General features: G+C 40.1%; 9 protein-coding genes. 2 read left to right on the forward strand and 7 right to left on the reverse strand.

The annotated features are described in order from the left end of the window. Positions 1-29: 29 nt before the first annotated feature. The 4 genes from G3R48_RS13430 to G3R48_RS13445 form a co-directional block, all read right to left on the reverse strand. Positions 30-1,385, reverse strand: coding sequence for an ATP-binding protein (locus G3R48_RS13430; protein WP_153665258.1), 1,356 nt, complete (start codon positions 1,383-1,385; stop codon positions 30-32). Then, positions 1,376-2,050 carry a response regulator gene (locus G3R48_RS13435; RefSeq protein WP_153665256.1) on the reverse strand — a complete coding sequence of 225 codons (675 nt, stop codon included), beginning with the start codon at positions 2,048-2,050 and terminating at the stop codon, positions 1,376-1,378. The genes G3R48_RS13430 and G3R48_RS13435 overlap by 10 nt, the downstream gene beginning before the upstream one ends. A gap of 252 nt (positions 2,051-2,302) precedes the next feature. After that, positions 2,303-2,962 (reverse strand): LysE family translocator, encoded by a 660-nt coding sequence (locus G3R48_RS13440; RefSeq protein WP_153665254.1) that lies wholly within the window; start codon positions 2,960-2,962, stop codon positions 2,303-2,305. Between the two features lie 132 nt (positions 2,963-3,094). Further along, positions 3,095-4,414, reverse strand: a complete 1,320-nt coding sequence (locus tag G3R48_RS13445) for a dicarboxylate/amino acid:cation symporter (protein WP_212593360.1) — start codon at positions 4,412-4,414, stop codon at positions 3,095-3,097. A gap of 236 nt (positions 4,415-4,650) precedes the next feature. On the opposite strand from G3R48_RS13445, the gene G3R48_RS13450 reads away from it, so the two are divergent. Together G3R48_RS13450 and G3R48_RS13455 are read left to right on the forward strand one after the other, a co-directional pair. After that, on the forward strand, positions 4,651-7,122 hold the full coding sequence (locus G3R48_RS13450; protein WP_153665252.1) for an Ig-like domain-containing protein: 2,472 nt from the start codon (positions 4,651-4,653) through the stop codon (positions 7,120-7,122). Positions 7,123-7,254: 132 nt separating this feature from the next. After that, positions 7,255-7,848 carry a uracil-DNA glycosylase family protein gene (locus tag G3R48_RS13455; RefSeq protein ID WP_153665250.1) on the forward strand — a complete coding sequence of 198 codons (594 nt, stop codon included), beginning with the start codon at positions 7,255-7,257 and terminating at the stop codon, positions 7,846-7,848. 147 nt (positions 7,849-7,995) lie between these two features. Here G3R48_RS13455 and galE read toward each other — a convergent pair whose 3' ends face one another. The 3 genes from galE to G3R48_RS13470 all read right to left on the reverse strand — a co-directional run bounded on the left by galE (position 7,996) and on the right by G3R48_RS13470 (position 11,699). Continuing rightward, positions 7,996-9,018: a UDP-glucose 4-epimerase GalE gene (gene galE / locus G3R48_RS13460; protein ID WP_153665248.1), complete on the reverse strand. Its 1,023-nt coding sequence runs from the start codon at positions 9,016-9,018 to the stop codon at positions 7,996-7,998. A 597-nt stretch (positions 9,019-9,615) separates the two neighbouring features. Further along, a complete protein-coding gene (locus G3R48_RS13465; RefSeq protein ID WP_153665246.1) occupies positions 9,616-10,335 on the reverse strand; it encodes a tRNA (adenine(22)-N(1))-methyltransferase in 720 nt (239 codons plus the stop codon). A gap of 863 nt (positions 10,336-11,198) precedes the next feature. Next, a complete protein-coding gene (locus G3R48_RS13470; RefSeq protein ID WP_153665244.1) occupies positions 11,199-11,699 on the reverse strand; it encodes a VF530 family protein in 501 nt (166 codons plus the stop codon). Between the last annotated feature and the right edge of the window lie 25 nt (positions 11,700-11,724).

An 11,724-nucleotide genomic window follows, 5' to 3' on the forward strand; every position in this document is an offset into this window, starting at 1 on the left:
TGTCAGTTTCAAATAACATTGCTTCATGGTTAATCGTTATTTTTGATTGGGATATTAATAATGAATTTTGCTCCCAAAAGCTCACTTGTTTCAATTTGCATTGTACAATTATAGGTATCAATAATTTCTTGGCAAACAGCAAGTCCTATTCCTTGGCCTGGTGACTGAGTATCAGCGCGAACACCTCGTTGGACTATTTTTTGTTTAATTGCATCATCTATTCCTGGGCCATCATCTTCGATAATAATTTCATAATATTGGCTATGTTCTTGAACGCTTACAATAATTTGGCTAATACAAAGTCGGTAAGCATTTTCTAGTATGTTTCCCATCAGTTCCATCACATCATCTTTACCCAGCGGTATTAAAAGCTCATCAGGTATTAATGCAGAAAAGCGAACGGATTTATGCTGATAAATTTTGCCTAACATGGTTTCGATTTGATCGATTAATGGTGCAAGTTGGGTTTTCTCGCTAGCTAAACCTTGGCGACCTAACATGGCGCGTTTAAGTTGATATTTGACCATTTGATCCATGTCATTTATCTGTGCCATGGTATGAAGATGTTGCTGTTGTTGGGTTAATTGTTTGTCATCAATAATGGCTATTGTGGCCGCAAGGCGAGTTTTAAGGCTGTGTGCTAAGTCGTTCATGGCATTTTGATAACGAATTTGTCTGTCAGCACTTTGGCTCACCAATTGATTTAACGAATCAGTAATAGCGCCAAGTTCTATTGGGTAGTTATCATCAAGTGACGTTTTATGGCCATCTTTTATTTTTTGTAAATCAAGGCGTAACCTTCTTAGCGGCAATAAACTCCAATAAGCGGCGCTAGTTAAAAAGATATAAGCAACGCCTAACACGATCGCTAAGCGAAAGAGGGTGAGACGATTAAATCTATCGAGTTCCAATTTTAAATGACTGGCATCTTTGAGTATCACTAAATGGAATGTTTTACTTTCAATTTCAACACTTAACGCATAAGCAAAGTAACTCTGTGCTTGGCTATATTTAATGTATTTACTGCCAAAGTAATCTTGAATATCGGCATATTTTTCACAAATATCAGTTAATGAAGCGGCATTAGCGGCACTTGATAACCACAGCGTCTGAAATTGCGCATCGCAAGTGGCCATTTTATATTTGGTATCGAGGTTGTCATTATCAATCGCTTGGGTAATGGGGACGAGGTTGTTGTCACGAAATTCAGCGGCAATCACCGGTAATTCCGCTATTAGCGAATTAGTCGTGTCGTTATACATATTTTGAGCAAAAACTAATGTAAGCATCCACGCTAAGGCGCAGCCCACTAATGTAATAATAGTAAATGAGGTCACAAGGACACGTGTCAGTAGCCTCTTTTGTAGCTTGGGGATTAATCGCATGGCAGGTTAAATTTATATCCTTGCCCACGGATGGTTAAAATGGGGGTGTCGAGTCCTGATTGGGTGAGTTTTTTACGTAATCGGCTGATCATAACTTCAATGGTATTTGGGTCACCTTCTTTGTCGGCATAAACCACATCTAAAATTCTTTGTTTAGTCACCACTTCTTGATTATGACGCATCAGGTACTCTAAAATTTGGTATTCAAATGCCGTCACGGGCATCAGTTCATTGTGTAAGGTGATTTGCTTAGCAGCCAAATCTAAGGTTAACGGACCGCTACTAATTTGGGGCTTTACAAAGCCTGCACTTCTTCTAACTAAGGCATCAAGGCGAGCAATTAATTCTTCTTTTTGAAAAGGTTTTACTAAGTAGTCATCCGCTCCGGCATTAAGTCCTTCAACTTTATCTTGCCAATTTAATCTTGCGGTTAAAATTAAAATAGGGAATTTTACGCCTTGAGAACGAATCGATTTTATTAGGCTAATGCCATCTTGATCTGGTAAGCCTAAGTCAACGACAGCAACATCAATCGGGTAATTGCAGGCTTGGTAAAAACCTTCTTTTGCGGTGTCAGCCACTTGAAGTTGATTTCCTAATTCGCTGAGTTGAGTGGCGAGGTGGTGGGAAAGGATCGGATCATCTTCAATGACTAATATGCGCATACTTCACCTCAATTTATCTGTTTTATATGATAAAAATAGTATCAATAATTAGCTGAATATTACCTGAATGCTGAAAGTTGTGTTAACTCTTTAGGTGTGTTTTTAATCTAAACTTAAATCATATCAGCCTGAGAGTCAGCTTATCAATTGATAGTAGTGCCTCAAAGGCAAATGCCAAGCTGCCAAATAAGATTCAAGCTAACTTAATGATATAAAGGCACGATGCATTTACCGATATCAAACAAGGCAGAATTAAAACTGTCTCATGTTATTGAGTGCGATAATGAGTGATGCGCTAACAAAAATCACGCCAACGAGTATATCGATGTAGTTACTAATTGAGGCAAAATAGCGTTGCACTTTGGGTTGCGATAATGCAAACGCTAAAAATGTAAACCAAATAAAAGACAGGCTAAATAATAAAATGGCTGCCGCGGTTTTAGTGGCGCCATTGACCTCAACAGGGACAAAGACCGTGAATAAGGTGATGAAGAATATTAGTGCCTTTGGATTCAATACATTGGTTAAAAAACCTAACTTTAACCCACTTAACTTAGTCATTAACTGAATAGAAGTTTGTTGCACGGTGATATCGATATTGGCTGCTTTAGATTGAGCCAATTGTGTGACACCTGACTTAAATGCTTGTATGCCCATCCACGCTAAATAACTAATACCGACAAACTGCACCAACATGTAAGTAATGGCCGACTGACGGATCATCATGCTGACACCAAGTAAGGCTAATAATGTATGGCATAAGATGGCGATAGCAATTCCTAACGCGGTATAAAGTGCTACGCTACGATGTTGTTGGGTGGCAATTTTTACGATGATTGCAAAGTCAGGACCTGGGCTCATTAACGCAATGGTGTGAACAATCGCAAGGCTGAAAAGTAACGCTAAATCCATAATATTTATTAAAAAGGTTAATTTAAAAAAGTTAATCATGTCATGGATGAAAGCAATAGCAAATTTATTATTCGATTTAAAATAATAAAGGCGCTTTAAAAGCACCTTTATTTGGCTATTAATTTTTAATAATTAACTTTTTTCACCATCAGGGTGTAATACTTGATCTTCAAAGCTAGGGGCAACTTTACCCGCTTGCGAGTCTTCAAATATTTGTTGATTAAACTCACCTTCTGATTTTGCTATAACCACTGTTGCAACAGTATCTCCGGTAACGTTAACTGCGGTTCTCACCATGTCAAGTAGACGGTCCACACCAATAATCAATGCAATACCTTCAACAGGTAATCCGACTTGGTTTAATACCATTGCAAGCATGATTAACCCAACACCAGGAACACCAGCAGTACCAATTGACGCTAATGTTGCTGTCACAACAACGGTAAGGTAATCAGTAAAGCTTAATTCAATACCAAACACTTGGGCAATAAATACCGTCGCCACCCCTTGCATAATTGCGGTGCCATCCATATTAATGGTTGCGCCTAATGGTAAGGTGAAAGAAGCGATTTTGTTGTCTACTCCCATACGGTGTTCAGCCGTTTCGATGGTGACAGGCAATGTTGCATTTGAGCTTGCAGTACTAAAAGCAAACAGCTGCACGTCACGAATCTTTCTTAAAAACATAATAGGGCTTAAACCTGAGAATACTTTGAGTAAACTTGGGTAAACCACAAGAGCATGCACAATTAAGATAAAGATAACCAAGAAAAAGTACTTCAGTACTGAACCAAAGGTTTCTAGGCCAAGTGTTAAACTGAGTTTTGCCATCAATGCGAAAACACCATATGGCGCCAGTTGCATGATTAGCGTGACCACACGCATGATGACTTCATTCAAATCATTGAATAAAGCTGCAATGCGTTTACCACGCTCGCCAATGTGCGAGATTGCAAAGCCGAAAATAACCGCAAACAAAATAATTTGCAGCATATTACCTTCAGTCATTGCTTGAATTGGATTGGTTGGGACAATGTTAATAATCACTTGGGCTAATGACGGTGCTTCTTTGGCATTAAACTCCATTGCGCTTGAAGCCAATGTGGCAGAGCCTGGGTGGATCACGACGGCTGCTGAAATAGCCAACGTCAATGCAATGGCAGTGGTAAATAAATAAAAAGCAATCGTTTTGCCACCTAAACGTCCTAACTTCGACGGATCGCTTAATGAGCATGTACCGCAAACAAGTGAAATAAATACCAATGGTACAACTAGCATCTTTAAACTTGAGATGAAAATAGTGCCTATTACAGCAAATAAACCTTCAGTTATGTAATCTTTGACAAACGCACTTTCGGGGAAAACATTGCGTAGCAATAAACCGATGATGATACCTAACAACATACCAATAACGATTTTGCTGGTGAGGCCGAGTTTTTTAGATTCTGTCACAGGATCTTCCTTACTTCTTTTTATCTACATTTTTATATACATGTTTTTAGCGGATAAATCCTAGCAGGAATGTTTATGTTATGAAATGATCAATATTTTAAAGTTTGAAGGGACATGTATACAAAAAAACACTAAGGTTATATTATGGTTGCAAATCATGTATTAATTAACAATAAGTAACCAACATGGTCGTCATTTTAGACCGTAGGTTTTATTTTGTAACAGGGAGCCTGACAATGAGGTCAGCATATAATGTTTTTTTTGCGCTTTTTTGTTCACTTTTTCTCATCGCTTGTAGCGGTGGTGGTGATATAGGGGGGGGAGATGATGGAAATAACCCCACTCCTGCTGGGATTAGTGTCGAACTTGAAACAACAACAGATCAAATCGAAGCCGCAACACCCGCAATAATTACCGCCAAGGTAACAGATGAAAATGGCAGTCCTGTCAGCACATTAGTTTCTTTTAGTCTTAATAACGACCTTTACGGTACCTTCACGCCTGGCACCGGTGAAGTGACAACAAACGGTGATGGAATTGCCACTGTTACGGTTAATACGGCATCAGTGAATACCGGCGCGACCATTACTGCAACCATAACAAGTGGTGAATCAAATTCAATTAATGTCACCATGGCTGGTGATGGCGGTGAAGCAGGGGGCGGGGCACAAGTATCGTTAGTGTTAACCGACACGAATGATATGCCGATTGATTCAATCACGACATTAACTCCAGGTAAGCTCACAGCAACAGTTGCAGGTATTACTAAACCAACGATAGTGACCTTTAGTGCTGACATTGGCGATTTGCCGATTAAAACAGCCGTCACCAATGACGAAGGCAAAGCAACCGTTGATATCTATGCAGGCAGTGCTTTAGGTGCAGGAGAAGTGACCGCATCATTGCCAACTAATGAAGTTGGTAAAACGATTGTTGTCGTTGGTGCAACCAATGTTGAGATGGGCAGCGGTAGCGGAGATTCTTTTGTAAAAGGGGATGCACAGGTGAGTGCTACAGACTTATCTGCTGGTGGCACTGCAACGGTTTCTGTGACGATTCAAGATGTTGAAGGCAACCCATTTACTCAACCGGTTGATGTGAACTTTTCTTCTACTTGTGCAACAAAAACGCCTGCGCAAGCGGTTATTAGTAGCCCTGTTTCATCAAGTAATGGTGTGGCAACATCGACCTATCTTGCCCAAGGCTGTGTCGGTGAAGATCAAATTAATGTTACAGCTAATGCTGGTGGCATTAGTTTGTCAGCGGTAGGCATTATCAATATTTTAGCTGCTGATGTAGGTAGTATTGTATTTGTATCAGCTGAGCCTGAAAATATTAGTATTTTAGGTACAGGCGGCGATGAGTCATCGACGATTAAATTTAAAGTGTTAGATGAAAATGGCAATCCAGTTAGTAATCAAGATGTCTCGTTTACACTCAATACTGATGTTGGCGGCGTGGGGTTAACCCCACTTATAGCCACAACAAACAATGAAGGTATTGTGCAAACTGTCGTGACATCAGGAACAGTATCAACGTCTTTACGTGTCACTGCGGTTGTTGAAAACGGCGCTGTTCCCGCTATTACTAGTCAATCTAAGCAATTGATTGTGTCTACTGGTATTCCAGATCAAGACAGCTTTTCATTATCGGCAGAGTTACTTAATGCCGAAGGTTGGAATATAGATGGAACACCTGTTGTGATTACTGCTCGTATGGGTGATGCATTTAATAACCCCGTTCCAGATGGCACAACTATTTCATTTACAACTGAAGGCGGGCTAATTGAAGATGCATGTCAAACCGTTGCTGGCAAATGTTCTGTCACATGGACATCGCAATTACCACGACCAACGGGTGAGACAATCCTTGCGGGTGATGGCTCACAAAATCGTAATCCACAGTCTGGGTTAATTTATGATGCTAGCTTAGATGTTTATGGTAACTTTTATGGTCAAAAGTACGGTGGTCGAGCAACAATTACCGCAACAGCAATTGGTGAAGAATCATTCCCAGATTTAAATGGTAATGGTCGATTTGATGCTGATGAAATGACGGCCTTTTCAACAGGTTTGGACGTGACAGGGCAACCATTTGATTTAGATGATGCTTTTGTCGACTATAACGAAGATACCGTATTTAACCCACAACCAGATGATCAACCTGCTGGTCAAGATGGTGGTGAGTTAGAGCGATTAATTGATTTTAATGCCAACGCTGTATTTGATACAAAAGATGGATTATACAACGGGGTTTTATGTTCATCTCCAGCTCATGCTGGCTGTGCTAATGGGGTTGACCAAGCGAAGTCAATTTTCGTGCGCCGCAGTTTAGTGATGGTGATGTCGGGCAGTACAGCATTTGCTACCTCTGCAGACAAAATAATCATTGACGATAAAGACGGTAGCCATGAAGGTGGCAGCATTAATATCATTGGTAAAGGCTCAGCATCTGTTGCGTTTACCATCTCTGATTTACATAATCAACAAATGCCAGCTGGTACGGTTGTGAAATTTAGCACCAGTGCAGGGTCAATTGTCAGCAATGCAGAATATACTTGGCCAAGCAGTAACTACAATGGTGGCCGTGACTTTGTGGTGACATTAAAAGGTGAAGATGAAGCTAACTCTGGAGTATTTTTAGTTGAAGTTGAAACGCCAAATGGCACCGTAACTCAAGTTGTATCAATTAACGTTAATATTATCTAAATCGATATCGCTTAACGGTTAAAATCTTTACACTAAAAGCCAGTCATTGAAGGTGACTGGTTTTTTTATGCCTAATCGATAATCGCTGATGACAAGCAAACGACAGTTTGTAATGCACTCAAAAGGCTTGATATGAATAGTGCTGATGTAGAGTTTTCGTATTTACTCGGGCAAATCTCGCAGTGTCAACAATGTGGAAGTGCTTTGTCACATGGTGCAAGGCCGATTGTGCAAGCTCATCCTCAAGCAAGGATATTGATTGTTGGGCAAGCACCAGGACTCGCGGTTCATCAAACTGGCATCCCCTTTAATGATGCCAGTGGCGAACGCTTAAGACAGTGGTTAGCGATTGACAAAGCCAGTTTTTATAATCCTAAAAAAGTGGCCATTGTTCCTATGGGGTTTTGTTATCCGGGCAAGGGCGTTTCAGGCGATTTGCCACCAAGAAAAGAATGTGCACCATTATGGCATCAGCCATTGTTGGCTTATTTAACGCAAATACAGTTAACGATTGTTATCGGGCAGTATGCACTTAAATACCATTTACCCGAAATTCGTTTAGGCTTAACGGATGCGGTGAAAAACTGGCAACAATTTAATGAATCGATTTTGGTGTTACCGCATCCCAGCCCAAGGAATAATATTTGGTTAGCGAAAAACCCATGGTTTGACGCGCAAGTATTACCGGTATTAAAGCAAAGGGTGAAAGCGGCACTTGAAAAGTAAGCATGTGGAACATTGAACTTCGTTAAAAATAATCTCAGGGTTATACTTTAATTGACAGCATGAAACACCTAATCGCGTTAACGATTAGGTGTTATTTTATAGTATTGTCAGTAGTTAATATGACAAATTAGTTATGTGTTTTAGGGTTTATTCATAACCATTAGGGTTAGCAGATTGCCATCGCCAAGTATCTTTCATCATGGTGGTTAAGTCGCGTTTTGCTTGCCAGTGTAACGCTTTGTTAGCTTTGCTAGCATCAGCCCAAAAAGCGGGTAAATCCCCAGCTCGTCTTGGCGACACTTCAAATGGAATCGTTATGTCAGTTGCCTTTTCAAATGCACTGACAATTTCAAATACTGATGTGCCAGTACCGGTGCCAAGATTAAATGCCTCTACACCATAAAAGTCTGGATTATTATTAAGCCACTGTAACGCCGCCACATGACCTTCAGCTAAATCCATGACATGCAAGTAATCACGTAAACAACTGCCATCATGAGTTGGGTAGTCATCGCCAAAAATAGTGAGTTTTTCTCTTTTACCAACAGCAACTTGGGCAACAAAGGGCAGTAAATTATTTGGAATGCCTTTGGGATCTTCGCCTATTTGGCCACTTTCATGTGCGCCAATAGGGTTAAAGTAACGCAGCGACACACCTTTAAAACTTGGCATTGCTATCGCAAAATCATTCATTATGCGCTCTACCATTACTTTAGTTGCGCCATATGGACTTGATGGCGAACCAAGCTTATAGCTTTCAACGTAAGGGGCCTGATTCTCTTCACCGTAAACGGTGGCCGAAGAGCTGAAAATAAACTTTTCGATCTGATTTTCAGCCATTATCTCCAGTAATGATAACGATCCTGAGACATTATTTTGAAAATATTGAAGAGGAATTTGACTTGACTCGCCCACCGCTTTTAAGGCAGCAAAGTGGATAACGCTATCAATCTTGTGTTGTTTGAACGTACTTGAAAGTAACGTTTTGTCGTTCACATCACCTTGAATGAATGTGACTGTCTTGCCGGTTAATGCTTCAACCCGTTTTAATGATTGCTCACTAGCATTGCATAAGTTGTCATACACGATGACCTGATAACCTTCTGTCAGTAAACTTAAAACGGTGTGTGACCCAATATAGCCTGCGCCGCCGGTGACAAGAACATTCATTGTTAATCCCTTTATTTTACTAAATTTATCTTTAATCTCGTAATTATAAGCCTTATGGTTATCCCTGCAATCGAAACCCCGTAATGATGTTTGATTGGTATCGATTAAAGTGAATTTGTCATTTAAAAGTGAAGTGCCTATTGAACAAATTACGCTTAATTTACTGCGATTAACATTTTAGTTAATTTATACATTGATTGTATTGTTAACGCTAAGCAATGTGTCTTGATGCTAAATGAGAATAAGGCGATAACCTTGAGTGAATAATGTTATTCATGGCGATAGAAGTTGGCGTGACAGTAAACTGTGACTTGCATCATAAGTCTTCTTGCTGTTTTCAGTTTCGGTTCAGATGTCTAAGTTAATATCTTACCCGTTGTCACCAATAATGTTTTAGCCAAACAAGAGTTAGTTATTTTTGCTCTTAAGCAAATTAAATGACCCAATAAAGTATGTTTGTTGCTTTATGGCGGTTAAATCATTACCGACAATTATTTGTACATAGCACGACCATTCCCTTCCAGCGAAAACCCGAGTTTTGGGTTTTCGCTTTTTTCTTTATTAAGTTTACCTACCTACTTAGTTGGCAGCCGAACACTAACTCAATTTTATCGCACGATAAGCATCAATTATTTTACTCACATTATTACGCTTTCCTTGTTGTAATCGTTGATAATGCAATAATGTTTTAGCTAAATAACGTGTGGCCACTTCTGTTGATGTTTGCTGCCACATATTCTCACCTACTGCAGAAACGTCTATTAAATTGACCGATGATGGATTGTGTAAGTTTCCACGGTGAAGACTGATGAGTAACAGCTCATAAAAGCGGCCATTTTCTTCAATTAATGCTTCTTGATATAAGCGGCAATCAAGCTCGATTATTGTTTGGCGTAAACTAAAGCTGTTATTAACAGGGCAAAGTAAAAAATCGATACAGATTTTAGGATGTAACTGTGCTATTGCTTTAATAAAGCTGAGCATTAAATCTGCGCCGACACCAGCAATTATGACAAGTTGTTGTGCCTGAGTTTTGGTATCACATTGGCTCGTATTTCGTTCAAAGCGCGCAAGGGGAAGGGCGGCAGTATCAATACAATGCGTAGACCAATTTGCTGATGGATGAAATTGTTGCAGTTTAGCATTAACGCTTGCCATGAGGGTTGGCACAATGTCGACGAAATGGATGTGCGGCGCAACTTGATGATCGATCAAGGCTGAACCTAACAGTCCGTGGTCACAACAACAATCCCAGATGTGTTGGTAACCACGTGGGGTCATGGAGAGAATTTTTTGAAGGCGTTTACTGAGTTTCAAGTGGATATCCGAGCCAATAGAGATTCTTGGCTCGCATTGTAATTGCAGCTTATCTCAGAACACAGCATGGTGAGTGAAATATGGGCGTTTAGTGCTAAATAATACTAGGCGTTGATACCACTATGGTTGTTAGCCATTATGCTCTTTATATAAGTCGGGTAAAAAAACGGGCTAAATGATGCATTTCTTCTAAACAATGACTGAAAAAATCTGTCGCCATGTGATTTTTTAATCATTGTGCGCATCCTTTAGTATGTAATAAAGGCATAAAATTTTTCCGAAAACGGGCCGTTTAAGGTTGGCATTGCCCATCCCAAATGCACGTTTCATTGCACCACCTTGCACTGCAGGCTCAATTAAATGCGTTAATCATCGCAGGGATTACATCAGCCATTGGCGTGATGCGTGTGATTAGCTCTTTGCCTGAGTATTACAAATCATCTGTTATTCAAACGGCGAGCATTTTTCAAAGATTTGTCTAGGTTGGCTATAAATGGAAACGCTTATTGCGCAAATATGACCAAAAACAAGACGTATATTGATGCGTGCAATGGCGGCATATCGAGTCGGTATGTTGATAATTCGCTTAGCAACATACCCATGGTTCAAATTTAACTAATGATATATGTGAACATCATAGTTCAACTCTTAACGGCTTACTTCATCGTGAGTTAGTTCATATAATACGCTAAATAGGTAAAGTGATGTCACATACACCTACATGCTGGTACAGGGCTAAGAACAGCGCAAACAGTTATGCTGACAAGGCAAAAATATCCTGCTTAAGGTAACAATTGCAGCCACGAGTCAAGTCACTCAATGGCCTCATGTTCAGCAGTGTAACGGTGTAATATTTGCTAAGGTTATTTACCCCAAGGGTTCGTTGGATCCTGTGATGCTTTTTTGCGGTTTTTATTCGCAATTCTGTTTTGAGCATAACTGTCTTGCGCGCGTGGCTTATCTTTACCGTATTGCGGTTTAGATCGATTGTTCTTTTTCATATCTTGATAATCTGCAGCGGCTTTTTCACGCATTTGGGCCACTAACTCAACCGTTAATGGCTCAGGTTTTCTTGGGAGGATCCCTTCAGCAAAACCGCGTTCACGCGGTTTTAATTCAAATTGCGTTGCGCTGCCCTTTGGCATACGTTTAAAGCGATACAAGTAAAAGCTTTCAACACGTTCACGTGCCCATTCCGTTTTTTTCAAAAACTTCAAACATGCAGGCATGCTTGGGTTGAGGTTAAAGCATTCTAGACGCAGCGCAGCATATAATACTTTCCAGTCATAAAATTCGACCAGTTCAGTGACCATTTTTTCGAGCCCTAAACCGTGTAAAGGGTTATTTTGTTGCTGTTCTATCATGCTAAGTACCAACTAAGTATTCAAA

Source organism: Shewanella intestini, assembly GCF_018221465.1.
GTDB lineage: Bacteria > Pseudomonadota > Gammaproteobacteria > Enterobacterales > Shewanellaceae > Shewanella > Shewanella intestini.

Coding starts and splice junctions, on each gene's coding strand:
- G3R48_RS13435 (WP_153665256.1), bottom strand. CDS start 2,050: ATGCGCATATTAGTCATTGAAGATGATCCGATCCTTTCCCACCACCTC.
- G3R48_RS13440 (WP_153665254.1), bottom strand. CDS start 2,962: ATGGATTTAGCGTTACTTTTCAGCCTTGCGATTGTTCACACCATTGCG.
- G3R48_RS13430 (WP_153665258.1), bottom strand. CDS start 1,385: ATGCGATTAATCCCCAAGCTACAAAAGAGGCTACTGACACGTGTCCTT.
- G3R48_RS13470 (WP_153665244.1), bottom strand. CDS start 11,699: ATGATAGAACAGCAACAAAATAACCCTTTACACGGTTTAGGGCTCGAA.
- G3R48_RS13455 (WP_153665250.1), top strand. CDS start 7,255: ATGAATAGTGCTGATGTAGAGTTTTCGTATTTACTCGGGCAAATCTCG.
- G3R48_RS13450 (WP_153665252.1), top strand. CDS start 4,651: ATGAGGTCAGCATATAATGTTTTTTTTGCGCTTTTTTGTTCACTTTTT.
- galE (WP_153665248.1), bottom strand. CDS start 9,018: ATGAATGTTCTTGTCACCGGCGGCGCAGGCTATATTGGGTCACACACC.